The sequence below is a fragment of the Streptomyces sp. NPDC088810 genome, from assembly GCF_044750305.1.
Taxonomy (GTDB): Bacteria; Actinomycetota; Actinomycetes; order Streptomycetales; family Streptomycetaceae; genus Streptomyces.
In genome coordinates, this window is record NZ_JBIVJQ010000014.1 from 81903 (window position 1) to 106646 (window position 24744).

The 24744-nt window shown below is 73.0% G+C and carries 20 protein-coding genes; 6 read left to right on the forward strand and 14 right to left on the reverse strand.

Annotated features, from left to right (window positions below; genetic code table 11):
* Positions 1–29: 29 nt before the first annotated feature.
* A complete protein-coding gene (locus ACIP4Y_RS33760) occupies positions 30–2360 on the forward strand; it encodes an ATP-binding cassette domain-containing protein (RefSeq protein WP_401399706.1) in 2331 nt (776 codons plus the stop codon).
* Positions 2361–2394: 34 nt separating this feature from the next.
* On the opposite strand, the gene ACIP4Y_RS33765 is transcribed toward ACIP4Y_RS33760, so the two are convergent.
* The 8 genes from ACIP4Y_RS33765 to ACIP4Y_RS33800 form a co-directional block, all read right to left on the reverse strand.
* The gene (locus ACIP4Y_RS33765; protein ID WP_401399708.1) at positions 2395–2937 is read right to left on the reverse strand and encodes a hypothetical protein; all 543 of its coding nucleotides are present in this window, start codon (positions 2935–2937) and stop codon (positions 2395–2397) included.
* Positions 2938–2967: 30 nt separating this feature from the next.
* Positions 2968–3528 carry a hypothetical protein gene (locus tag ACIP4Y_RS33770; protein ID WP_401399710.1) on the reverse strand — a complete coding sequence of 187 codons (561 nt, stop codon included), beginning with the start codon at positions 3526–3528 and terminating at the stop codon, positions 2968–2970.
* A gap of 98 nt (positions 3529–3626) precedes the next feature.
* A complete protein-coding gene (locus tag ACIP4Y_RS33775; protein ID WP_401399712.1) occupies positions 3627–4460 on the reverse strand; it encodes a lysophospholipid acyltransferase family protein in 834 nt (277 codons plus the stop codon).
* Positions 4460–5230, reverse strand: a complete 771-nt coding sequence (locus ACIP4Y_RS33780) for a GNAT family N-acetyltransferase (RefSeq protein ID WP_401399714.1) — start codon at positions 5228–5230, stop codon at positions 4460–4462. The genes ACIP4Y_RS33775 and ACIP4Y_RS33780 overlap by 1 nt, the downstream gene beginning before the upstream one ends.
* Before the next feature lie 144 nt (positions 5231–5374).
* Entirely contained in the window at positions 5375–6403 is a 1029-nt protein-coding gene (locus ACIP4Y_RS33785) for a hypothetical protein (RefSeq protein WP_401399716.1), read from the reverse strand.
* Between the two features lie 104 nt (positions 6404–6507).
* On the reverse strand, positions 6508–7257 hold the full coding sequence (locus ACIP4Y_RS33790; protein WP_401399718.1) for a succinate dehydrogenase/fumarate reductase iron-sulfur subunit: 750 nt from the start codon (positions 7255–7257) through the stop codon (positions 6508–6510).
* Entirely contained in the window at positions 7254–9203 is a 1950-nt protein-coding gene (locus ACIP4Y_RS33795; RefSeq protein ID WP_401399720.1) for a fumarate reductase/succinate dehydrogenase flavoprotein subunit, read from the reverse strand. The genes ACIP4Y_RS33790 and ACIP4Y_RS33795 overlap by 4 nt, the downstream gene beginning before the upstream one ends.
* A 1-nt stretch (position 9204) precedes the next feature.
* Positions 9205–9876, reverse strand: coding sequence for a succinate dehydrogenase (locus ACIP4Y_RS33800; RefSeq protein WP_401399879.1), 672 nt, complete (start codon positions 9874–9876; stop codon positions 9205–9207).
* Positions 9877–9996: 120 nt separating this feature from the next.
* On the opposite strand from ACIP4Y_RS33800, the gene ACIP4Y_RS33805 reads away from it, so the two are divergent.
* Positions 9997–10881 (forward strand): LysR family transcriptional regulator, encoded by an 885-nt coding sequence (locus tag ACIP4Y_RS33805; protein WP_401399722.1) that lies wholly within the window; start codon positions 9997–9999, stop codon positions 10879–10881.
* Positions 10882–11950: 1069 nt separating this feature from the next.
* Here ACIP4Y_RS33805 and ACIP4Y_RS33810 read toward each other — a convergent pair.
* The 3 genes from ACIP4Y_RS33810 to ACIP4Y_RS33820 form a co-directional block, all read right to left on the reverse strand.
* Positions 11951–14095: a putative bifunctional diguanylate cyclase/phosphodiesterase gene (locus ACIP4Y_RS33810; RefSeq protein ID WP_401399723.1), complete on the reverse strand. Its 2145-nt coding sequence runs from the start codon at positions 14093–14095 to the stop codon at positions 11951–11953.
* Entirely contained in the window at positions 14092–14904 is an 813-nt protein-coding gene (locus ACIP4Y_RS33815) for an SAM-dependent methyltransferase (protein ID WP_401399725.1), read from the reverse strand. The genes ACIP4Y_RS33810 and ACIP4Y_RS33815 overlap by 4 nt, the downstream gene beginning before the upstream one ends.
* Positions 14905–15180: 276 nt before the next feature.
* Complete coding sequence (locus ACIP4Y_RS33820; RefSeq protein ID WP_401399882.1) at positions 15181–16146, reverse strand: SCO0930 family lipoprotein; 966 nt, start codon at positions 16144–16146, stop codon at positions 15181–15183.
* Positions 16147–16479: 333 nt separating this feature from the next.
* Between ACIP4Y_RS33820 and ACIP4Y_RS33825 the strand changes: the two genes are divergently transcribed.
* Together ACIP4Y_RS33825 and ACIP4Y_RS33830 are read left to right on the forward strand one after the other, a co-directional pair.
* Entirely contained in the window at positions 16480–17049 is a 570-nt protein-coding gene (locus ACIP4Y_RS33825) for a hypothetical protein (RefSeq protein WP_401399727.1), read from the forward strand.
* Between the two features lie 32 nt (positions 17050–17081).
* Entirely contained in the window at positions 17082–17846 is a 765-nt protein-coding gene (locus ACIP4Y_RS33830; protein WP_358642836.1) for a hypothetical protein, read from the forward strand.
* Between the two features lie 156 nt (positions 17847–18002).
* On the opposite strand, the gene ACIP4Y_RS33835 is transcribed toward ACIP4Y_RS33830, so the two are convergent.
* Complete coding sequence (locus ACIP4Y_RS33835; RefSeq protein WP_401399729.1) at positions 18003–18866, reverse strand: hypothetical protein; 864 nt, start codon at positions 18864–18866, stop codon at positions 18003–18005.
* Between the two features lie 332 nt (positions 18867–19198).
* Between ACIP4Y_RS33835 and ACIP4Y_RS33840 the strand changes: the two genes are divergently transcribed.
* Positions 19199–19870 carry a class F sortase gene (locus ACIP4Y_RS33840; protein WP_401399730.1) on the forward strand — a complete coding sequence of 224 codons (672 nt, stop codon included), beginning with the start codon at positions 19199–19201 and terminating at the stop codon, positions 19868–19870.
* A 39-nt stretch (positions 19871–19909) separates the two neighbouring features.
* Here the strand turns inward: ACIP4Y_RS33840 and ACIP4Y_RS33845 are convergent, their stop codons facing one another.
* Positions 19910–20743 carry a polysaccharide deacetylase family protein gene (locus ACIP4Y_RS33845; protein ID WP_358642830.1) on the reverse strand — a complete coding sequence of 278 codons (834 nt, stop codon included), beginning with the start codon at positions 20741–20743 and terminating at the stop codon, positions 19910–19912.
* A 133-nt stretch (positions 20744–20876) separates the two neighbouring features.
* Positions 20877–24155: a bifunctional lysylphosphatidylglycerol synthetase/lysine--tRNA ligase LysX gene (gene lysX / locus ACIP4Y_RS33850; protein WP_401399733.1), complete on the reverse strand. Its 3279-nt coding sequence runs from the start codon at positions 24153–24155 to the stop codon at positions 20877–20879.
* 98 nt (positions 24156–24253) lie between these two features.
* Here lysX and ACIP4Y_RS33855 point away from each other — a divergent pair, with 98 nt between their 5' ends.
* Entirely contained in the window at positions 24254–24730 is a 477-nt protein-coding gene (locus ACIP4Y_RS33855; protein ID WP_401399735.1) for a universal stress protein, read from the forward strand.
* The last annotated feature ends 14 nt before the right edge of the window (positions 24731–24744 follow it).

Consider the following 24744-nt stretch of genomic DNA (forward strand, 5'->3'; position numbering starts at 1 on the left):
CGCACGGGGGCGGTTAGAGTATCCCCCCGATGCGCAGCCCCCACGACCCGTACGTCCGCGTCCGCGGCGCCCGTGAGCACAACCTCAAGGGCGTGGACGTGGACATCCCCCGCGACGTCCTGGCCGTGTTCACCGGCGTCTCCGGCTCGGGCAAGTCCTCGCTGGCGTTCGGCACGGTCTACGCCGAGGCGCAGCGGCGGTACTTCGAGTCGGTCGCCCCGTACGCGCGCAGGCTGATCCACCAGGTCGGGGCGCCGAAGGTCGGTGAGATCACCGGGCTGCCGCCCGCGGTCTCGCTGCAGCAGCGCCGTGCGGCCCCCACCTCGCGCTCCTCGGTGGGCACGGTCACTAACCTCTCCAACTCGCTGCGCATGCTGTTCTCGCGCGCCGGCACCTACCCGCCCGGCGCCGGGCGGCTCGACTCGGACGCGTTCTCGCCGAACACGGCGGCCGGCGCCTGCCCCGCGTGCCACGGGCTCGGGCAGGTGCACGAGACCACCGAGGAACTGCTGGTCCCGGACCCCTCGCTGTCCGTCCGCGAGGGCGCCGTCGCGGCCTGGCCGGGCGCCTGGCAGGGCAAGAACCTGCGGGACATCCTGGACACGCTCGGGTACGACGTGGACCGGCCCTGGCGCGAGCTGCCCGCCGAGCAGCGCGCGTGGATCCTGTTCACCGACGAGCAGCCGGTCGTCACCGTGCACCCGGTCCGGGACGCGGACCGCATCCAACGGCCGTACCAGGGCACGTACACGAGCGCCCGCCGGTACGTGCTGAAGACCTTCTCCGACACCAAGTCGCCCACCCTGCGGGCGAAGGCGGAACGGTTCCTGACGAGCGCGCCCTGCCCGGCCTGCGGGGGCAGCCGGCTGCGGCCCGAGGCGCTCGCGGTGACCTTCGGCGGCCGGACCATCGCCGAGCTGGCCGCCCTGCCGCTGACCGACCTGGCGGGGCTGCTCGACGGCGACGACGAGACGGCCAGGGTGCTCACGGCCGACCTGAAGTCCCGGATCGCGCCGGTGGTCGAGCTGGGCCTCGGCTACCTCAGCCTGGACCGGGCCACCCCGACCCTGTCCGCGGGCGAGCTGCAACGGCTGCGGCTGGCCACCCAGTTGCGCTCGGGGCTGTTCGGTGTCGTCTACGTGCTGGACGAGCCGTCCGCCGGACTGCACCCGGCGGACACCGAGGCACTGCTGACCGTGCTGGAGCGGCTCAAGGCGGCCGGGAACTCCGTGTTCGTGGTGGAGCACCACCTGGAGGTGGTGCGCGGCGCCGACTGGGTGGTCGACGTGGGCCCCGGCGCGGGCGAGCACGGCGGCCGGGTGCTGTACAGCGGGCCGCCGGCCGAGCTGGCCTCGGTCGAGGAGTCGGCGACGGCCGCGTTCCTCTTCGACGAGTCCCCCGGGCCGGCGCGCGCAGTCCGCGAGCCGCACGGCTGGCTGACGGTGGGTCCGGTGACCCGGCACAACCTGCGTGCGGTGACGGCCGGCTTCCCGCTCGGCGCGTTCACCGCGGTCACCGGTGTCTCCGGCTCCGGAAAGTCCACGCTCATCGGCGCGTTGACGGAGGACGTGGCGGGGGTGGGGCGGCTGGTCCGGGTCGACCAGCGGCCCATCGGGCGCACCCCGCGCTCCAACCTGGCCACCTACACGGGCCTGTTCGACGTGGTACGGAAGGTGTTCGCCGGGACCGAGGAGGCGCGGGCGCGCGGGTACGGGGCCGGGCGGTTCTCGTTCAACGTGGCGGGAGGGCGCTGCGAGACCTGCCAGGGCGAGGGGTTCGTCAGCGTGGAGCTGCTGTTCCTGCCGAGCACGTACGCGCCCTGCCCGGACTGCGGCGGCGCCCGCTACAACCCCGAGACGCTCCAGGTGACGTACCGGGGGCGGAGCATCGCCGACGTGCTGGATCTGACCGTGGAGGCCGCCGCGGAGTTCTTCGCGGACGCCCCGGGCGCCGCCCGCAGCCTGGGCACCCTGCTCGACGTGGGCCTCGGCTATCTGCGGCTCGGCCAGCCGGCGACCGAGCTGTCCGGCGGGGAGGCGCAGCGGATCAAGCTGGCGAGCGAACTCCAGCGCGGGCGCCGCGGCCACACCCTGTACCTGCTGGACGAGCCGACGACCGGACTGCACCCGGCCGATGTCGAGGTGCTGATGGAGCGGCTGCACGGGCTGGTCGACGCCGGGCACACGGTCGTGGTGGTCGAGCACGACATGACGGTGGTGGCGGGCGCCGACTGGGTGATCGACCTGGGCCCGGGCGGCGGCGACCGGGGCGGCCGGATCGTCGCGGCCGGCCCGCCGCAGCGGGTGGCGGGGGCGGAGGGCAGCGCCACGGCGCCCTACCTCGCGCGGGTCATGCCCTGAGCCGGGCGGGGCGCCGTGGGGGCGGAGCGGGGGCTCAGGTGCTCAGCAGGCGGTTGAAGAAGGAACGGTAGCGCCGCAGCGCTCCCCGGAGTTCCTCCGTGTCCACCTTCTCGCCCTCGCCCCACTGGCTCTCCAGGTCCTTCTTGTGCTGGGCGAAGGTGGAGGCCAGGGTCTGCATGACGTCCGCGACCAGGGCGTCGGCGTCGTGCACGGCCTCGCGGGGGTCGTCCACGAACCGGTTCTGGATCGCCTGCCAGCGGTCGCGGAAGGACCGCTCATCGTCGTCCGTCAGCAGCTGCGGAGCCTCGTCCTCCGAGGCCGCAGCACCCGTGGCGGCCGGGGCCCCGGCAGTCTCCGAAGCCTCGGCGCCGGCGTCGGCATCGGCTTCACCGCCGACGGCCGTGTCGCCCGCGCTCTGCGCCTCGGTGCTCGGCGTCCCGGTGCTCTCACCCGGGTACAACGGGGCTCCCGAGGGGGCTTCCTCCGTCTCGGCGCCCGCACCGGTGGCCGTCGGCTGGGCGAGGTCCTCGGTCGACAGATCGCCGGTGGTGCGGCCCGCGTCCTCGTTCCTGTGCATGCGTTCCTCCGTACGGAGTGGTGATCGCGGTCAGGACCGGGCGTGCTGCGCCCGGCCGCCGCCGTCGGAGAGCAACTCGTCGAACAGGGCGCGGTAGTGCACCATGGCGCCCCGCAGCTGTTCGGTCGTCGCCTGCTTGCGGGTGGAGAGGGCCTCCACCTCGTGCGCGGCCCGGTAGTGCTCCAGCGTGGAGCTGTGTTCCACCGAGAGGTCCCTCATCTGCTGCTCGTACCCCTCGGTCGGATACCCGCGCTCGTGCATGAGGGAGGTCACCAGCCGGTCCGCGTCGTGCACCGCGTCCTCCGGCCGGTCGACGAACTCCTCCTGGACGCTGGTCCACTCCCGCGTGTAGCGGTCCCGGGAGACGGGGGGCAGCTCCTTGATGTCCAGCGAGTCGTGTCGCCTCTCGCGTTCCCTGAGCTCACGCTCGGCGGCGAGCCGGCTGTCGGATCCCTCGACCGTCCGTTCGTACTCCGGGCCGAAGCGCTCACGGAGGTGACGGCGTCGCATCAGCAGTGAGACCGCCACAGCGGCCAGAGCGATCACCACCACGATCGGAATGATGATCGCCAGAAGCGTTCCCGTGGACATGGGCACACGCTCCTCAGGGAGTAGTGATGTGCACCCTCCGAGTTCCCTCTCCTGCCAGATCTACGCATTCCAGACATTCCCTACACTCATGTCGTGCACTACGCGTTCACGGCGGCGCGCTCTCCGGCGGCGACCAGGACCGCGTGCGTCCAGGCCGGCTCCGGGGCCACCGGCTGAGCGGCCCGGGCGAGGGAACGCCGGTCGGGGTGGGCGCCCGGCGGGAGCACCGGCCGGACCTCCACCTCGGCGACCAGGCCGCGGGCCCGGGCCACCCGCCACAGCGAGGCCGGCAGGGTGTCCTCCCCGACGAACGCCGCCGCGGTGCCGGGGCCGCCGTCCTGCCGGCGGTAGCGCAGGCTGACCGGCTGGACGGGCACGCCCGCGTCGAGCGCGGCCTGGAAGACGGCCCGGTGGAACCGGCCGCGGGCGCGTCCGCACCAGGTGCTGCCCTCGGGGAAGGCGGTCACGGCCACGCCCGCACGCAGGGCGCCGGCGATCCGGGCGACCGTGCCGGGCAGGGCGCGCAGCCGGTCCCGCTCGATGAACAGGGCCCCGCCGCGCGCGGCCAGCGCGCCCGCCACGGGCCACTGCCCGACCTCGGCCTTGGCGAGCATCCGGGCCGGGCGTACGGCGGCGAGCAGCGGGATGTCCAGCCAGGAAACGTGGTTGGCGACCAGCAGCAGCCCGCCGGCCGGCGGGACGGAGCCGGTGATCCGCACCCGCACCCCGACGGCCCGGACGATCCACCGGCACCACCGCCCGACCCACTCGGCGGGGATCCTCCCGCCGAGCGGGGACAGCGCGATCCCGGCCAGCACCAGGGCCGCGACCGCGGTCAGCCGCAGCACGGCACGGGGTAGGGCCGCGGCGGCCGGGGCCGGCTCCACGCAGGCGTCCGGGGTGCACGGCGCGGTGGGCAGCCAGCCGCTCATCAGGCCGGGACGAGGGAGAGGAAGTGCCGCAGATAGCGCGGGTGGACCCGGCGCATCGACAGCAGCACGTACAGGTCGGCGACCCCGAAGTCGGGGTCGTGCGCGGGCTCGCCGCACACCCAGGCGCCCAGCCTGAGATAGCCGCGCAACAGGGCGGGAAGGTCCGTGCGGGCGGCCGGGGCCTGGGCGTTCGGGGTCCACGGCAGCAGCGGCCGGACCCGGAACTCCGCGGGCGCCAGGTGTCTGTCGCTCACCCGCTGCCAGGTGCCGGTGGCCAGGGCCCCGCCGTCGGCGAGCGGTACGGAGCAGCAGCCCGCGAGCCATTCGTGGCCCCGGTCGGTCATGTAGCGGGCTATGCCGGCCCAGATCAGGCCGATGACGGTGCCGTCGCGGTGGCCGGGGTGGACGCAGGAGCGGCCGACCTCGACCAGGCCGGGTCGGATCGCGTCGAGCGCGGTCAGGTCGAACTCGCCCTCGGAGTAAAGCCGGCCGGCGACCGCGGCCCGCTCCGGGGGCAGCAGCCGGTAGGTGCCGACGACCTGCCCGGTCACCTCCTCGCGCACGAGCAGGTGGTCGCAGTAGGCGTCGAAGGCGTCGACGTCGTGCCCCGGCTCGGCGGTGGCCAGCAGGGCCCCCATCTCCCCGGCGAAGACCTCGTGCCGCAGCCGCTGCGCGGCACGCACGTCGGCCTCGTCACGGGCGAGGGTGACGGTGTAGCGGGTGGGCGCCGCGGGCTGCGGGGGACGGTCGAGGGTGGTCACGCCGGTCATGGCACTCTCCTGGGCACGGGCCGGGTCGGCGGCAGGGGCGGCGGGCCCGGTGGCTACGGCCCGCCGCTCCTGTTCTTCCGATGCCGGTTGGCGTGCGTGTGACCGGTGCCAGGAGCGCGGATGTGGGGGTGGTGAACGCCTTGGTCAGCCGTCCTTGGTGACGCATCCGGCGAGCAGCCGCCCGGCCTCGTCCTCGTCGAGCACCCGCTCCAGGACCAGGTCGCCCGTCATGTGCGGGAAGAAGCGGCCCGCGGGCCAGCTCCGCTGGTACGGCGGCGGGTCCAGGACGAGCAGCCGTACGCCGTCCACGACGGGGATGTCGGAGGGGGTGCCCTCGTTCCACACCCAGTCACCGGAGGGGGTGACGAGGTTGAAGGCGCCGGTGGTGTCGACCTGGCCGGGCTGGTCGCGGCAGACGGCCGCCTCCTCGGCGGACGGCGCGCTGCCGGGCAGGTGGCCGCCGCCTATGAGGACGTCGGCGAGCAGGGTGTGCAGCTGGAAGTTGTCGCCGATGCCGGTCATGCGCATCGCGTAGCCGGTGCCGGTGGGGCGGTGCAGGACGACCAGCGGTTCGTCGTCCAGCACGAGCAGCGCGTAGGCCAGGCACTTGAAGTCGTGGCCGGAGGCCTCCTCCACCGCGCGCAGCGCCTGGAAGAGGCCGGCGCGGGTCCCGGCGTCGAGGGCGGTGCGGACGGCGGCGTGGTTGAGCATGGCGACGGCGGCCATCTCCCACTGGTGCAGGGTCAGCCAGGCCACGGCCGCCTCGGGGCCGACCCGGTCGAAGAGGCCCTCGTGCGGCTCGTCGGCCTGCGGGTCGGGGAAGTCGCCGCCGCCGGTGGCCGCCCAGCGCTCGCAGAACGCGCGGGCGCCGTCGAGCGTCCCGGAGAGCCCCGCGAGGACGTGCGGCCCGCAGGCGGAGGCGTCGGCGCCGCGCTCGACGCAGGCGCCGACGATCACGGCGACGGTGGCGCGGGGTCCCGGCGGAACCTCGTCGAGTATTCCGGCGAGCCGTGGCCCGGCCTGGTGGAACTCCGCGTCGGCCGCCTCTGCGAAGTACCGGTGCATGTCCTGGAAGTACTGCTGCGACCGGTCGGCGTCCTGCTCGCGCACAGCGGCCTCGAAACCCGTGGCGGCGTCAAGGAACCGCTGCTTCCCCTTGTTCCCGAAGATCATGGGCGGAGACTACAGGGGCCCGGGACACCAGACGGGGCCGGGGAGCACCACTCCCGGCCCCGCCCGCCCGCCTCCGTCCGGCGAACGTCTTCGGGTGGTGCGCGCTACCGCTTGCCCGCCTTCCGGGCCGCCCTCAGCCACTCCTTGTTCATGCTGGTGATCGACACCAGCGGGATTCCCTTGGGGCAGGCGGTCGCGCACTCCCCCGCCAGCGTGCAGCCGCCGAAGCCCTCCGCGTCCATCTGGGCCACCATGTCCAGCACCCGCGTCTCCCGCTCGGGCGCCCCCTGCGGCAGCACGTTCAGGTGGTTGACCTTGGCGGAGGTGAACAGCATCGCCGCGCCGTTCGGGCACGCGGCCACGCACGCCCCGCACCCGATGCACTCCGCGTGCTCGAACGCGAAGTCGGCGTCGGCCTTCGGCACCGGCGTGGCGTGGGCCTCCGGCGCGGAGCCGGTCGGCGCGGTGATGTAGCCGCCGGCCTGGATGATCCGGTCGAACGCCGACCGGTCCACCACCAGGTCCTTGATCACCGGGAACGCGGACGCCCGCCACGGCTCGATGTCGATCGTGTCGCCGTCCCGGAAGGACCGCATGTGCAGCTGGCAGGTGGTGGTGCGCTCCGGCCCGTGCGCGTCGCCGTTGATGACCAGGCTGCACGCGCCGCAGATGCCCTCGCGGCAGTCGTGGTCGAAGGCGACGGGCTCCTCGCCGGAGAGGATGAGCTGTTCGTTGAGGACGTCCAGCATCTCCAGGAAGGACATGTCGGGCGAGATGTCGTCCACCTCGTAGGTGGACATCGCTCCTTCGGCGTCGGCGTTCTTCTGCCGCCAGACGCGCAGGGTGAGCTTCATGCGTAGCTCCGCTGGGTGGGGTGGACGTACTCGAAGACCAGGTTTTCCTTGTGCAGGACGGGCGCCTCGCCGGTGCCGGTGAACTCCCACGCGGCGGCGTACGAGAACGCGTCGTCCTTGCGGGCGGCCTCGCCGTCCGGGGTCTGGGACTCCTCGCGGAAGTGGCCACCGCAGGACTCGGTGCGGTGCAGCGCGTCGAGGCACATCAGCTCGGCGAGTTCCAGGTAGTCGACGATGCGGTTGGCCTTCTCCAGCGACTGGTTGAACTCCTCGCCGGTGCCGGGCACCTTGATCCGGCGCCAGAACTCCTCGCGGATCTGCGGGATCCGCTCCAGCGCCTTGCGCAGTCCCGCGTCGCTGCGGGCCATGCCACAGAACTCCCACATCAGCTCGCCGAGTTCACGGTGGAAGGAGTCCGGGGTACGGTCGCCGTCCACGGCCAGCAGCAGGTTGATCCGGTCCTCGGTCTCGGCCAGCACCTCCTGCACGACGGGGTGCCGGCCGGTGACCGGCTCCTGGTGCGGGTTGCGGGCCAGGTAGTCGTTGATGGTGGCCGGCAGCACGAAGTAGCCGTCGGCGAGGCCCTGCATCAGCGCGGAGGCGCCCAGCCGGTTGGCGCCGTGGTCGGAGAAGTTGGCCTCGCCGATCGCGAACAGGCCGGGGACGGTGGTCTGGAGGTCGTAGTCGACCCACAGGCCGCCCATCGTGTAGTGCACGGCCGGGTAGATCCGCATCGGCACCTCGTACGGATCCTCGTCGGTGATCCGCTGGTACATGTCGAAGAGGTTGCCGTACTTGGCCTCGACCGCCTTGCGGCCCATGCGCCGGATGGCGTCGGCGAAGTCCAGGTAGACGCCCTGCCCCCCGGGGCCCACTCCCCTGCCCTCGTCGCAGACGTTCTTCGCGGCGCGGGAGGCGATGTCCCGGGGCACGAGGTTGCCGAAGGAGGGGTAGATGCGCTCCAGGTAGTAGTCGCGCTCGTCCTCGGGGATCTCGTTGGGCGGGCGGGTGTCGCCCTGGGCCTTGGGCACCCAGATCCGGCCGTCGTTGCGCAGCGACTCGCTCATCAGCGTCAGCTTCGACTGGTGGTCGCCGGTGCGCGGGATGCACGTCGGGTGGATCTGGGTGAAGCAGGGGTTGGCGAAGTACGCGCCGCGCCGGTGCGCCCGCCAGACGGCGGTCGCGTTGGAGTTCATGGCGTTGGTCGACAGGTAGAAGACGTTGCCGTAGCCGCCGGAGGCGAGGACGACGGCGTCCGCGAAGTACGTGTCGATCTTCCCGGTGATGAGATCGCGCGCCACGATCCCGCGCGCCCGCCCGTCGACCACGATCAGGTCGAGCATCTCGGTGCGCGGGTGCATCTCCACGTTACCCGCGGCGATCTGCCTGCTGAGGGCCTGGTAGGCGCCGAGGAGCAGCTGCTGCCCCGTCTGGCCGCGGGCGTAGAACGTACGCGACACCTGGACGCCGCCGAAGGAGCGGGTGTCGAGCAGGCCGCCGTACTCGCGGGCGAACGGCACGCCCTGGGCCACGCACTGGTCGATGATCTCGACGGAGATCTGCGCGAGCCGGTGGACGTTGGACTCGCGGGCGCGGAAGTCGCCGCCCTTGACGGTGTCGTAGAAGAGGCGGTGGACGGAGTCGCCGTCGTTGCGGTAGTTCTTCGCCGCGTTGATACCGCCCTGCGCGGCGATGGAGTGGGCGCGGCGCGGAGAGTCCTGGTAGCAGAACTGGACGACGTGGTAGCCCTGTTCGGCGAGCGTGGCGCCCGCGGAGCCGCCGGCCAGACCGGTGCCGACGACGATGATCGTGTGCTTGCGCCGGTTGGCGGGGTTGACCAGCTTCGCCTCGAAGCGGCGCTTGTCCCAGCGTTCGTGGATGGGCCCGGCGGGGGCCTTGGTGTCGGTGACCGGCGCGCCGGTCGCGTAGTCGGCGTAGGTAGTCATGTCAGCTCACCACTCCGGTCATGACGCCCACGGGTACGGCGATGAAGCCGGCCGTGAGCAGCAGCGCGAGGACGTTCGCGAGGGTCTTCAGGGCGCGGTCGCGCCTCCGGCTGCCGACGCCGAGGGTCTGCGCGGCGCTCCAGAAGCCGTGCCGGATGTGCAGGCCGAGCGCCAGCATCGCCACGATGTAGACGACGTTGCCGTACCAGGTGGAGAAGGTGTCGACGACGTTCTGGTACGGGCGGCCCTCCTGGAAGCCGCCGGAGTGCACGGTGCCGGTGGTCAGGTCGAGGATGTGCCAGACGATGAACAGGCCGAGGATGACGCCGCCCCAGCGCATGGTGCGGGTCGCGTAACCGGCCCGGGGCTTCTTGTGCACGTACTTGCTGGGCCGTGCCCTGATGTCGCGGCGACTGAGCTGGTAGGCGGACGTGGCGTGGGCGACCACGGCGACGACGAGGACGATCCGGATGAGCCAGAGGGTCCACTCGTAGTGCATGAAGGGTTCGCCGACGGTGCGCAGCCAGTGGGCGTAGTGGTTGAACTCGCCCGCACCGAAGTAGATCTTGAGATTGCCGATCATGTGCGCGACCAGGTACAGCAGCATGATCAGTCCGCTGACGGCCATCACGGTCTTCTTGCCGACGGAGGAGTCCCACATCGTGCGCGCCATGGACGGCCGTCGGTCCGTCCGCGTTGCCAGTGCCATGGCACAGCACGCTAGGGCCGAAGGTCCCGATCGGTCCAAGACATGGTCCAGCTTGTTTCCATAGACGGAAGCTATGCTGAGTGTGTGCAGTTCCAGCAGCTCCAGTACTTCGTGGCCGTCGCCGAGACCCGGCACTTCACCCGGGCCGCCGAGCTGGTCCATGTCGCCCAGCCGTCGTTGTCCCAGCAGATCAAGGCGCTGGAGCGGGAGCTGGGCGCGGATCTGTTCCTGCGCGCCCGGGGCAACATCACGCTCACCGACGCCGGCGAGGCGCTGCTGCCGCTCGCCCGGCGCATCCTGGCCGACGCGGACACCGCCCGGCAGGAGGTGCAGGAGCTGGTGCAGCTGCGGCGCGGGCGGGTACGGCTGGGGGCGACGCCGAGCCTGTGCACGGGGCTGCTGCCGGACGTGCTGCGCGCCTTCCACGACCGGTATCCCGGTGTCCGGCTGCTGATCGAGGAAGGCGGTTCCCACGATCTGGTGCGGGAGCTGGCGCGCGGCGCGCTCGACCTCGCGCTGGTCGTGCTGCCGCTGCCGACGCCGGCGCCCGCGCTGACGACCGTGGAGCTGCTGCGGGAGGACCTGGTGGTGGTGTCCTCACCGGAGGCGCCGGTGCCCGGCCGGGACGGGCGGGCGGTGGAGATCGGCGACCTGGAGGGCGAGCGGCTGGTGATGTTCCGGCACGGGTACGACCTGCGCGAGCTGACCGTGGCCGCGTGCCGCTCCGCGGGGTTCGAGCCGGACTTCGCGGTGGAGGGCGGCGAGATGGACGCGGTGCTCGGATTCGTCCGGGCGGGGCTCGGGGTGGCCGTCGTCCCCCGGATGGTCGCCGCTCGGGCGGGCCGGGGACTGCGGGTCACCCCGCTGACCCGCCCCGGTCTGCACCGCACCATCGCACTCGCCCACCGCAGCGACGTGGCTCCGCCGCGAGCGGCCCGGGAACTGCAGCGGATGCTGCTGGAGAGATAGCGGGTGCCGGCGGGGCGGTGGCCGGGGCCGGTGGGGCGGTAGGGGGTGCCGGTAAGGCGGCAGGCCGAGCCGGTCGGCGGCAGCCGGGGCCCGCGGGCCGGCAGGCCGGGGCGGTCCAACGGCAGCCGGGGCCCGTGGACCGGGACCGTCCAACGGCAGCCGGGCTCGCGGACCGACAGGCCGCGCCCGTGAGGTGGCAGGCGGTGCCCGCGGAGCAGCTCCGTGGGCCTGTCCGGACAGCAGCCCGGGCCTGCGAAGCGGCAGGCCATGCCAGTGGAGCGGCGGGCGGTGCCCGCAGAGCAGCAGGCCTGCCAGTGGAGCGGCAGCCGGGGCCCGCGGACCGGCAGGCCGGGGCCGTCCAACGGCAGCCGATGCCCGCGGACCGGCAGACCGCGCCCGTGAGGTGGCAGGCGGTGCCCGCGGAGCAGCTCCGTGGACCTGTCGAACAGCAGCCCGGGCCTGCGAAGCGGCAGGCCATACCAGTGGAGAGGCAGGCGGTGCCCGCAGAGCAGCAGGCCTGCCAGTGGAGCGGCAGCCGGGGCCCGCGGACCGGCAGGCCGGGGCCGTCCAACGGCAGCCGGGCTCGCGGACCGACAGGCCGCGCCCGTGAGGTGGCAGGCGGTGCCCGCGAGCAGCGGCGTGGACCTGTCGAACAGCAGCCCGGGCCTGCGAAGCGGCAGGCCATACCAGTGGAGCGGCAGCCGGTGCCCGCAGAGCAGCAGGCCTGCCAATGGAGCGGCAGCCGGGACCCGCGGACCGGCAGGCCGGGGCCGTCCAACGGCAGCCGATGCCCGCGGACCGGCAGACCGCGCCCGTGAGGTGGCAGGCCGTGCCGGTCGTGCAGCAACCCGGGCCCGGTCGAGCAGGAGCCGCGCCCGGTCCAACAGCAGCCCGGTGGCCCGCGGCCGGTCAGCCCGTTGCGTCCACCAACGCCAGGTCCTGGAGCCTCTCCGGCGGGCCGGGCGGGCGTCGTACCAGGCCCGGGTAAGCAGTCCCGCTCCCCGGCCACCGCGGCACTCGTCCGGGCCGCCACCACCGTGGCCGCGGCCGCGGAGGACGACGGGGCCGGTCAGCCCGTTGCGTCCACCAACGCCAGGTCCTGGAGCCTTTCCGGCGGGCCCGGGCGGGCGTAGTACCAGCCCTGGGCCGTGTCGCAGCCCAGTATCCGCAGCTGTTCGGCCTGGGCGCCGGTCTCCACGCCCTCGACCGTGACCGCCAAGTCGAGGCTGTGGGCGAGGGAGACGATGCCCTCCACGATCTTCAGGTCGACGGGGTCGGCGGGGAACTGCTGCATGCTCTGGGTGAAGGAGCGGTCGAGCTTGAGGATGCTCACCGGCAGGCGGCGCAGGTTGGCGAGGTTGGAGTAGCCGGTGCCGAAGTCGTCCAGGGCGATGTCGACGCCCATCTCGGCCAGCCGGCGCAGGGGTTTGAGCAGGTCGTCGTCGGCGCCGATGAGCGCGGACTCGGTGACCTCCAGGCACAGGGCGTCCGGGGCGACGCCGGAGCGTTCGAGGATGTCGACCGTGTCCTGCACCAGGCCAGGGTGGCTGAGCTGGCACGGGGACAGGTTGACGTTGATCCGCAGCGGACCGGCGGAGGTCTGTTCGCCGTAGCGTTCGCGCCAGGCGCGGGCCTGGCGGATCGACTCCTCCAGGACCCACCGGCCGAGCGGCACGATCAGGCCGGTGTGCTCGGCGAGCGGGATGAACCGGTCGGGGCCGAGGACGCCGTGCTGCGGGTGCAGCCAGCGCACCAGGGCCTCGGCGCCGCGCACACTGCCGTCGCCGAGGTGGACGAGCGGCTGGTACTCGATGAAGAACTCGCCGCGTTCCAGGGCGGTAGGCAGGGCCGTGGTCAGACCGTGGCGGGTGATGGCGCGGGCGTCGGCTTCCGGGTCGGCGAGCTCGGAGCGGTTGCCGCCGGCCGATTTCGCCCGGTACATGGTGATGTCCGCGCTGCGCAGCACCTCGGCGGCCGTGCGCTCGCCGGCCGGGCCCTCGACGATGCCGAGGCTGCCGCGGACCAGCAGGTCGCGGCCGTCGATGCTGATCGGGGTGACCAGCGCGTTCATGATGCGCTCGGCGAGTTCGTCCACCGTGCGTTCGGTGCCGGGACCGGTGGTGAGGGCCACGAACTCGTCCCCGCCGAGCCGGGCGACCATCTCGCCGGGCGCGGTCGCGCAGGACTGGAGCCGGTCGGCGACCTCGACCAGCAGCCGGTCGCCGGCCGCGTGACCCAGGCTGTCGTTGACGGTCTTGAAGCCGTCCAGGTCCAGGTAGCACAGCCCGAAGCGCTGGCCCTCGCCCGCACCCAGCGCCTTCTCCAGGCGTTCGAAGAACAGGGAGCGGTTGGGCAGGCCGGTGAGGGCGTCGTGCGTGGCCTCGTAGCGCAGCCGGAGGTTGAGCAGCCGGCGCTCGGTGGTGTCCTCCATGAGGGCCAGCTGGTACTGCGGGGTGCCGTCGGCGTCGCGGAGCAGGGAGACCGTCAGGTTGGTCCACAGGACCGTGCCGTCGGGGCGGTTGAAGGCCTTCTCCACGTGGTAGTGCTCGCGGTCGCCGCGCACGAGTTCGTCGTAGAGCCGCCAGGTCTGCGGGGCGTCCTCGGGGTGGACCCAGTCCTGGACGCGGCGGCCGCGCAGGGTCTGCTCGGAGAGGCCGAACATGCGCAGCAGCGCCTCGTTGACCTGGAGGACGTTGCCGTCCAGGTCGGCGATGCCGATCCCTATCGCGGCCCCCTCGAAGACCGCGCGGAAGCGGGCCTCGCTCGCGTGCAGCGCCTGGGCCACCACGCCCTGGGCCCGCAACGCGGCCTGGGCGATGGCCTCTTGCTCGGCGAGGGTGCGCTCGCGCAGCGCCTGGGCGTAGCCGGCGGCCATCGCGTGCTGCAACCGCGAGGAGCGCATGCGCAGTTCGTCCTGGGGGCCGTCCCCGCCGCAGTACAGGACCAGGTAGGCGTCGACGCAGTCCAGGGTGCGGGCGAGCGCCTCGGGGTCGGTGCAGTGCGCCTCGACCAGGGCGGCGCCGACGGCCTTCGCCGTGTCCGCGTCGAAGCTGCGGGTCCGCAGCAGCTCGCTCAGCCGGCGGGCGAGCGGAAGGAGTTGTTCCTCGAACTCGGCTCGGGTGAGCGACGTCGAGGTCACCGGGAAGAGCGCCCGGCTCCAGATCGTCGTCAGCCGGCGCAGTCTGCCCTCCGGCTCGTCCGGCTCCGCGCTCACGCCGTACGCCCCACGCCGGCGAATCCGGAGAAGGCATACGGGTCCTCGTCCTCCGGTGCCGATTCCGGGCGCCAGTGCGGCATCGGCACCAGTCCGGGTTCCACCATGTCGTACCCCTCGAAGAACCGCGCGATCTCCTCGCGCGAGCGCATGATCAGCGGGTTGCGAATGCCCTTGTACACGTCCACCGCGCCCTCGGCCCGCTCGGCGGGCAGCGGGATTCCCTCGTACGAGGCATGGGTGAGGATCAGCAGGCTGCCGGGCGCGAGCGCCTCGCGCAGCTCGGCCACCGCACCGTAGGGGTCGTCCGCGTCTTCCACGAAGTGCAGTATGGCAACGAGGAGGAGGGCCACTGGCCGATTCAGGTCGATCAGGCGGTCCAGTCGGGGGCTGGAGAGGATCTCCTGGGGCTTGCGCAGGTCCGCCGCGACCACGTCGGCGGCGTCGTTGCCCGCCAGCACCGCCTCGCTGTGGGCGACGGCCACCGGGTCGTGGTCGACGTAGAGCACGCGGGCGCCCGGCACGGCCGCCTGCGCCACCTCGTGGACGTTGCCGAAGGTCGGGATGCCCGAGCCGATGTCGAGGAACTGGGTGATGCCCTCCCCGGCCGCGTACCGCACGGCCCGGCGCATGAACGCCCGATTGGCCTGCATGATCTTCGGAAGCCCCGGCATGTACTCCATGGCCTTGCGGGCCGCTTCCCGGTCCACCTCGAAGTTGTGCGAACCGCCCAGGTAGTAGTCGTAGATCCGCGAGACGCTCGGCACCGAGATGTCGATGCTCCGGGGGGCCCAGGCGGGGCGCTCCATGTATCACTCCAAGGCGTAGGCGACAGGGACAGGCGATCCGGTGTTCGAGCTGAGGCTACTGATCGCCCGCCAAACGGGCGACCTGAACCGGAAATTGACCGTCCGTTCCCGGTCACTGCCTGCGGCAAGTGCCCGTATGGCCCCGCTGTGTCACGGCTGTCCGGCCGGGTGCGCGCCCACCGCACACAACGATCCGCCCCCTCCGTGCGGTGCGGAGGGGGCGGATCTGCGGCCGCGCGCCGGGCCGGGCGGGACGATCGACCCTGGGGAGGTGATCTATTCGCCCGGCGCGCCGACCGGCTTGCCGTCGGGCGAGACGGCGTACCACGTGCCGCCCACGCCCTGACCGTTGGTGTCGCCCGGGGCCTTGTCCCCGGAGAAGGTGTAGATCGGCCAGCAGTTGACGGTCATCTGCTTCACCCCGTCGGGACGCGTGAACGGCATCAGGCCCTTCTTCTTCACGCCCTCGGTGTCGTCGGCCTTGACCGGGCCGACGGCCGGCCACTTCTCCAGGCACGCCCCGGTGCAGTTGGAGACGGACTTCGGCCAGGCCTGGTCCTTCATGAAGCGGTAGACGGTCATGCCCTTCTTGTCGACGACGATGTCGCCCAGCTTGGGGTCCTTGCGGACGGACAGGCCGGGCAGGTCGGACAGCGTGGCCTTCTTGCCGTTGGGGGCGAGCGCGAACCACTTGCCGCCCACGCCCTGGCCGTTGACGTCACCCGCGTTGACGTCCTTGGCGTAGCGGTAGGCGGGCCAGCCGCCGATGGTGAGCTGCTTGCTGCCGTCGGCGCGGGTGACCTCGCCGAGCAGCGCCTTGTCGATGCCGGCGCCGGCGGTGGCGTCGTCGGCGGGGACCGGCGGCCAGGTGGTGGCGCAGTCGCCGTCGCAGTTGGACTTGGGCGGGTTGGCGGTGTCCTTGTCGAACCGGTAGAGGGTGAGGCCGGAGCCGTCGGTGAGCACGTTCCCCAGGTCCGGGTTGGCGGCCACGGTGAGCTTGCCCGCGGGGGCGGCCGGGGCCGGGGAGGCGGAGGTCTTGCTGCCGTCGGCGCCGTATCCGTTGCCCGCACCGGTCGTGGTCCCGGCACCCGGGTTGCCGTAGTCGCCGGCGGCGGCCGTGGCCCCGACGTTCTGGGCCGCCGACGCGGGAGCGGTGGCGTTGTCCTGACCGCACGCCGTCGTCAGCGCCAGCACCGAAGCGGCTGTGGCCACCAGTGAGGCGGTCCGCCAGGAGGTCTTCATCGTCAAACTCCCCATTATCGCCTGGATATTGCAGCGCCTGCTGCGCCGCCGCACGGTCATGGGTACGCGGCGAAGGGGCCGCGGTGTTCAACGGCGGCCGGAATTTCTTTCCGGATCCCGTGACACGCCCGGGGAGGCCACCGGTGCACGCACCGGAACAGAGCGGGATGACACGGACTCTTCCACCCCGCAAACCTGCGATCGCCTCATCTCCCTCTTTCGGAGCAATATCGGCGTACTGCGGGGTACGGCGGCCGGTCGCGCCTCATGATCTCCGTCGTGCATGGACCCGAAGTGACCCGACGCGCGCCCACCCCACGGGTGTTGGCCCTCGTGACGCTGACCTGGGCGCTGGTGGGCTGTCCGGCCGGCAGCGCGACGGCCGACGCCTGCGCGTCCGCCTCGACGGGCCCGGACGGCACGGTGGCCGTGGCCTACGCCGGCGGCCACCACTGGCCCGACCCGCCCTGCCCGAAGCCGCCCCCGCCCCCGTGCCCGCCGACGCCCACCCCCACCCCCACCCCCACACCGACCCCGCCGCCGAAGCCGCCGCCGAAACCGACCCCCACCCCCGAGCCGACACCGACACCCACACCGACGCCGGAACCGACGCCGACGCCCACGCCCACGCCGCGGCCGCCAAGGCCCGCTCCGGCGCCCCCGGCGCCCCCGGCAGCACGGCCGACGCCCCCGCCCGCCCCGCCGCCGGCGCCCGAGCCGGCCCCCACGCCCAAGCCGACGCCCAAGCCCGCCCCGCGGCCCTCGGTGACCCCGGTGAGCTACCCGGCCTACCACCCGCACGCCGTCAGCCGCCCCACCCGCGGCCACACCTCGCCCGTCACCTACGTCCTGCTCATCACCATCCCCGCGATCGTCGCCGTCGCGGCGCTGCGCCCGCGCTGACGCGCCGGCTCGCTCACTCCTGGAGGCACCAGTTGTCGGATTGGCTTGTTCTCGTCCTCGCCATGCTGGGGGCCTGTGCCGTGGTGGTCGTCATCACGCTGCTGCGGCACCGGACGGCCTCCGAGGACGAGGATCCGAGCGAGACCCCGGACGTCATCGAGTACATGACGATGTGGATCGGCGTCATCTACGCCATCGTGCTGGGGCTGGCCATCGCGGGTGTCTGGGAGGCCCGGAACTCCGCCCAGGATTACGTCCAGACCGAGGCCCAGGCGCTGCACGAGATCTCGGAGCGGGTCCGGGTCTACCCGCCCGACGTCCGTGACCGCATCCGCGCCGACGTGGACGCCTACGTGGGGTACGTCGTGCACACCGAGTGGCGGACGATGGCGGACAAGGAGCGGGTCACGGACCACGGCGCCGAACTGCTGCAGACGGTGCGGGCGGACGTCACCGATTACCAGCCGCGCAACGACTTCGAGGCGCAGGCCTACCAGCCGCTGCTGGACCAACTGGCCACCGCCGACCAGGCGCGCAACGCGCGGGCCGACGCCACCGGGGCCACCATGCCCCCGGTGGTGTGGTGGGGGCTGCTGACCGGGGCGCTGATCACCATCGGCATGGTGTTCGCGCTCCAGATCCGGCGCACCCGGCGCGAGTTGGTCCTGGCGGGGCTGTTCTCCGCGACCATCGCCTTCATGCTGTTCCTCATCTGGGACTTCGACGCGCCCTACAGCCGCGGCATCGCGGTCACCGCCGAGCCGTTCCTCAGCATGTTCCCGGGCGCCGGCGGATAGCCCCCGGCCGCCGGAGCGGCGTGCGCCGCCCGATCGGCACGGCGGCCCCGACAGGCCTTCGCCCCCGCTTCCGCGAGGAATCGGGGCGAAGGCCTGTCGGCGTGCGCGGGTCGGGGACGGGGACGGATCCGGTGCCCTCGGCGGCGCACCGGGGACTCAGACGTGCTTCTCGTGCCGGCGGCGCAGCCAGAAGGCGCCCCCGCCGATCACGGCCGAGGCCACCAGGCCACCGCCGATGGCCATGTCGGTGGGCGTCGCGCCGCTGGTCCTGCTGCCGCCGAACCCGCCGTTGACTCCGCCGATCACGGTGAAGGCGTCCCGGCGGGTGATGGTACGGCCGTCGCAGCGGACGGTGACGTCGTAGCGGCCGCGTCGGGCGTCCCGGTCGACGGTGGCGACACCCCGCGCGGTGTCGTCGCGGAACGACTCCAGCCGGGTGACGCCGAAGGCGTCGGAACTCGCCGTGCCGCTGCGGCAGCCGTTCACGATGATGGTGACGCGGCCGCCGGCGGGCACGATGTCGGGCGTGACGAAGATGTCGCGGGAGTTGCCGTAGCCCTCGCCACGGCCCCCTTCCCCGCCGAATCCGTCCCCGCGGCCGAAGTCGTTCCCGCGGCCGAAGTCGTTTCCGCGGTCCCCGCGCCCGTTGTTGCCGCCCTCACCGCCACGGCCGTTGTTGCCGCCCTCGCGCCCGCGGCCGTTGTTGCCGAAGCCCTCGCGGCCGTTGCCGTTGAAGTTCCCGTTTCCGTTCCCGTTGCCGTTGCCGTTGCCGTTGAAGTTCCCGTTCCCGTTCCCGTTCCCGTTGAAGTGGCCGTTGCCGTTGACATTGCCGGTGCCGGGGACGACGCCGCCCCCGCTGAAGGTGCCGATGTTGCCGGTGCCGGGCACGATGACGGTGGTGTTGTCGGTGCTGCTCGGACCGCCCCCGTTGCCCATGCCGTCCGCGACAGCCACGGGGGCGGCGAGCCCGAGCACGGCGACCGTGGTGCACGCCGCCGCCAGGGCACGTTGGTTGCGCATGTGATCCTCCGCGGGAGGTCACCGGGTCCCGTCCCCGGTGGATCGGCGAGAAATCACCTCCCGTACAGACCCTCGGACGCGCGGAACACGCCCGCATGTCGAGAATGGTCCGTCCTGGTGATCCGACACACCGACGGACAACCACACAATCGGATATTGCCGCAGGTCACGGACCGTCAGAAAATTCCTGGGAACGGCAACTCGGATGGCTCACCGAGCATGCGGGCCGCCACCCGTTCGCCGATCGCCCCGTCGCCCGCCGTCCGCGCGGGACTTAGCGTTTTCCCATGCGCGACGGGCGTGGCGGCGACCGCGTCGAGAGGGGATGGCGAATGTCTGCGTCCAAGCTGGCCGAGCTGGCCGAAGAGGAGGAGCGGCGGAGGAAGCGCGCCCCCTGGGGCGTGATAGCGCTTGTTCTGCTGACCGGTCTGGCCCTGATCCGCAACGGTTCCGGGGAGTTCGACGTCGGCCCGCCGCAGCCCGCATCGGCGGCGGCCCCGGACAGCCGCGCCACCCTGGGCACGTTCGCGCCCGCGCCCACCGCCCTGCCGTTCTCCCCCGTGCAGCGGGTCCGCATCCCGGCGATCCGGGTGGACGCGCCCGTCGTGCAGGTCGGGCTGGACGCGGACGGCTGGGTCGCCGCGCCGCCGCCGGAGAACCCCGGCCTGGCCGGCTGGTTCACCGGCGCCGTGTCCCCGGGCGAGAAGGGCACCGCGGTCATCGTCGGCCACGTCGACAACAAGCAGGGCCCCGCCGTGTTCTACGGCCTCGGGGCGCTGACGAAGGGCAACCAGATCGAGGTCCTGCGCCAGGACGGGAAGACCGCGGTGTTCGAGATCTACGGAGTCGAGGTCTTCGCGAAGAACAGCTTCCCCGGCGACCGCGTGTACGGCTCGAAGGGGACACCGGAACTCCGGGTCATCACCTGCGGAGGCGGCTTCTCGAAGCAGAACGGCTACGAGGGGAACGTCGTCGTCTTCGCCCGCCTGGCCGCGGTGATGTGAACCGCCGCGGCCCGGCGGGGCGGTGAGGTCCGGGGAGCGTCAGGCGCGCCGGGGCGGCACGGTGAGGTGGTACCCGGAGTCGATCAGGTAGGGCAGCCACTCCCGGATCGCCCGGACGGTCTGCGAACGGTCGCCCCCGGCGTCGTGCGAGAGCACCACGACCCCGGGGGCGGCGCCGCTCTCCACCCGGTCCACGATGGTGTCGGTGCCCGGCTCCATCCAGTCGGTGGTGTCCACGGTCCAGGCCATCGGCTCCATGCCCATCTGCGCGCCCAGCTGGAAGGCGGCGCGGTTCCAGGCGCCGTAGGGTGCGCGGAACCACTGCGGGCGCTCGCCGTAGGCGTCCTCGATGGCGTCGCTGGTGCTCTCCATCTCGGAGCGGATCTCACGGCGGTTCAGCTCGGTCAGCAGCGGGTGCGTCCAGGTGTGGTTGCCGACCACATGCCCCTCGTCGGCCATCCGGGCCAGCAGTTCCCTGTTCTCCACGACACACTCGCCGCACACGAAGAACATCGCCCGTACGCGGTACTTGGCGAGGGTGTCCAGAATGTGCGGGGTGTACTCCGGGTTCGGGCCGTCGTCGAAGGTCAGCACCATGTGCCGGCCGCGTCCGGAGACCTGCAGGATGGGTTCGTCACGCACCTTCAGCCTGCGGGGCGCGGTGCGCGGTGGGCCGTATCCGGTGAGCGGCTGGAGCCGGAAGGCGGAGGGCTTGAGGGCCTGCCTGGCCTGGGGGCCGGCGACGGGGGCCGCGGCGGTCCGGCCGGTCTCCTCGCCGCCCGCCACGATGACCCCGGCGGTGCCCGCCGCTCCGAGAGCGGCGACGCCGGCGAGGAGCATCCGGCGCCGCGTGAACAACTGATCCTTCTGCATGACTCATCAGTCGCCCCACCCGGCTTCGGCGCACCGCGACGGCACCGGCGCGGCGGCGGAATACACCCGGACAGCGCAGTGACCGTACGTCCCGGAACACACGTCCGGGCGCGAGCCTTTCCGTGCGCGCGGGTCAGCGGCGGCGCACGAGCGGGAACGGGAGCGTCTCGCGGATCGTCAGGCCGGTGAGGAACATGACGATCCGGTCCACGCCGAGGCCGAGGCCGCCGGTCGGGGGCATGGCGTAGGCGAGGGCCTGCAGGAAGTCCTCGTCCAGTTCCATGGCCTCCGGGTCGCCGCCGGCGGCCAGCAGCGACTGCTCGGTGAGCCGGCGGCGCTGTTCGACGGGGTCGGTCAGCTCCGAGTAGGCGGTGCCGAGTTCGGTGCCGAAGGCGACGAGGTCCCAGCGTTCGGCGAGCCGCGGGTCGGTGCGGTGCTGCCGGGTCAGCGGGGAGACGTCGGTCGGGAAGTCCTTGTAGAAGGTGGGTGGTCCGGTCCGGTGCTCGACCAGCCGCTCGTACATCTCCAGCACCACGTCACCGGGTCCGTCGTCGGCGGTGTACGGCACCCCGGTGCGGTCGCACAGCCGGTGCAGCCGCAGCAGTTCGGTGCCGGGGCCGATCTCCTCCCCGACCGCCTCGGAGATCGCCCCGTACACGGTCCGGACCGGCCAGGTCCCGGAGATGTCGTACTCCGCGCCGTCCTTGCGGGCCACCGGGGAGCCGAGGGCGGCGGTCGCCGCGGCCTGGATCAGTTCGCGGGCGAGGTCGAGCATGACGTCGTAGTCGGCGTGGGCCTGGTAGGCCTCCAGCATCGTGAACTCGGGATTGTGCTTGTAGGAGACGCCCTCGTTGCGGAAGGTGCGGCCCAGCTCGAAGACTTTCTCCAGGCCGCCGACGCACAGTCGCTTCAGGTACAGCTCGGGGGCGATGCGCAGGTACAGGTCGAGGTCGTAGGCGTTGATGTGGGTGGTGAAGGGGCGGGCGTTGGCGCCGCCGTGGATCTGCTGGAGCATCGGGGTCTCGACCTCCAGGTAGCCGCGGTCCAGCAGGCCCCGGCGCAGGGCCTGTACGGCGGCGGAGCGGGCGCGGACGACGGCGCGGGCGTCGGGGCTGGTGATCAGGTCCAGGTGGCGCCGGCGGACCTTGGCCTCGGGGTCGGTCAGGCCGCGGCGCTTGTCGGGCAGCGGGTGCAGGCACTTGCCGGTGAGCTGCCAGGAGGTGCCGAAGACGGTGGGTTCGCCCTGGTCGGACAGGCCGGCGCGGCCGGTGACGGTGATGTGGTCGCCGATGTCGGTGTCGGCGGTGAAGCGGTCGAGGTCCGGGCCGCAGCCGTCGCGGGTGAGGGCGATCTGGTGGTCGCCGGACCAGTCGCGCAGCACGGCGAAGACGATGCCGCCGAAGTCGCGGACCAGCAGGACGCGTCCGGCGACGGTCACGTCAGCGCCGGGGGTGACGTCGGCGAGGGCGTGGGTCGGTGCGGGGACGCCGACCGGGTAGGGGTCGGTGCCGGTGGCGCGCAGCCGGTCGAGGGTGCGGTACCGGACGCGGACCTGGTCGGGCAGGCCCGCGTCCGGGGCGGCGGACCCGGCCTGGTCCCCTCCGTCGAGGCCGAGCGCCTGCACGGACGGCGGGACCGCCGCAGCGGCGGGCCGCCGTCCGCTACCCGGGTGCCCCTTTCCCCAGAGTTTGCGCAAGCTGGGTACGGAGACGAAGCCCTCGGCGATGCCGGAGGCGAGGCCGATGCGGGCGAGGGCGGCGGCGTCGGCGTAGCAGAGGAAGCGCGGGTACCACTCGGGGCGGTACTTGGCGTTGGAGCGGTACAGCGCCTCCAGCTGCCACCAGCGGGAGAAGAACAGCAGCAGCCGGCGCCAGAGCCGCAGGACCGGTCCGGCGCCGAGGCGGGCGCCCTCCTCGAAGACCGACCGGAAGACGGCGAAGTTCAGCGAGATGCGGCGCACGCCCAGTTTCGGCGCGGCGGCGCACAGTTCGGCGACCATGAACTCCATGACCCCGTTGGGGGCGGCCCGGTCACGGCGCATCAGGTCCAGGGAGACCCCGTCGCGCCCCCAGGGCACGAAGGAGAGCAGGGCGAGCAGCCGGCCGTCCTCGCCGAGGGCCTCCACGAGCAGGCAGTCTCCGTCGGCGGGGTCGCCGAGCCGGTCCAGGGCCATGGAGAAGCCGCGTTCGGTCTCGGTGTCCCGCCAGGCGTCGGCCTTGCCGACGATCTCCCCCATCTCGCGTTCGGTGAGGCTCGCGTGACGGCGGATGCGGCAGACGGCTCCGGTACGGCGGACCCGGTGCGCGGCCTGCCGGGTGACGCGCATCTCGCGGCCCTGCAGGTCGAAGGAGGCGACGTGCACGATGGCCTCGTCGCCGAGCTGGAGGGCGCCCAGGCCCGCGCGGGCGTAGGCGCGGGCGCCGGCCTCGGAGGCGCCGATCACGGCGGGCGCCCAGGCGTGCCGGCGGGCCACGTCCAGCCAGGCGTCGATGGCGTGCGGCCAGGCCTCCGGGTCGCCGACGGGGTCCCCGCCGGCCAGGCACACGCCGGCCTCGACACGGTAGGTGACGGCCGCCTTGCCGCTGGGTGAGAAGACGACGGCCTTGTCCCGCCGGGTGGCGAAGTAGCCGAGGGAGTCCCGCTCGCCGTACGCCCTGAGCAGGGCGCGGATGCGGGCCTCCTCGTCGCCGTGCAGGGCGGCCTCCAGGCGCTGCGAGCGGAACAGCGCGGCGGCGGCGTTGAGCAGGGCGAGGGCGCCGAGCAGGCCGAGCAGGAAGGTGATCGCGCGCGGCGGGCGGCCGGCGAAGGAGCCGGCCGAGACCAGTCCGCCGCACACCCGGTCGGCCGCCCAGGCCAGGTGCTGGCCCGCCGGGAGCGTGCCCGGGAAGAGCAGCACCAGGCCCCAGCCGAGCAGGATCGCCACGGCCAGCCCGGCCAGCAGCACGGCGAGGGCCCGCCACACGGCACCGCGGCGGGAGGCCGCGTAGAACTCGCGGCGGGCCAGGACCAGCAGGAGCAGCAGCAGCGCGCACAGCACCAGGGACGGCAGCGACGCGGCGTACAGGCCGGCGGCCGCGCCGAGCGCGTCGGTGAGGACGAGCAGGCCGAGGTAGACGACCACCAGCCACCAGGCGACCTTCTTGCGGGCGGCGGTGGCGCCGGCCAGCAGGAACAGGAAGACGGCGTAGGCGAGGTTGGCGCTGACGGGGACCAGCAGCAGGTCGAGGGTGCGGGCGACCGGGCGGAGCGGGCTGCGCAGCGGGGGGACGACCGCGAGCAGGGCGCACAGCAGGCCGAGGGCGGCGAAAAGGGTCGCGAAGGCCTCCGGGACCCAGCCGAGACGCCCGCCGGCGGGCGGGCGTACCGGGGCGGTGGCGTCCCTCCCGGCGGCGGGCTCCGCGGTGGCGGTCATGGTTCCGACTCTAGGAAGCGGCGCCGCGGCTCGCCCGTCGAGCGGTCCGGGCAGCCGCCGCTTCTTCAGGAACGGTCGGTTCCGATAGCCTCACGGCCGTGACGGAACAGCACGAGCAGCACTCGCCCGCACACCGGTTCGAGCGGGGCACGGACGGTCCGAAGGTCATCGTGGTCGGGGTGGACGGCTCCGACTCCTCGATGCGTGCGGCCGCGTACGCCGCCGGTCTGGCCCGGCGCCAGCACGCGCTGCTGGCGGTGGTGTACGTGCAGCCGGTGCTCGCCGCCGGGGCGGCGCTCGGGGCGCCGGTGGCGGAGACCACCGACGAGATCGCCGAGGACCTGGTCGCGCAGATCCGGGAGGGTGCCGAGCGGCTCAAGGGGATATTCGAGGTGCGCTGGGAGTTCCACACCTTCCGCGGCGACCCCTATAACGGGCTGGTCAAGGCGGCGGACGAGCTGAAGGCGGACGCGGTCGTGGTGGGCGCCTCGGAGCAGGCCGGCCACCGGATCGTCGGCTCGGTGGCGGTCCGCCTGGTCAAGACGGGCCGCTGGCCGGTGACGGTCGTACCGTAGGAGGCCCTAGTCAC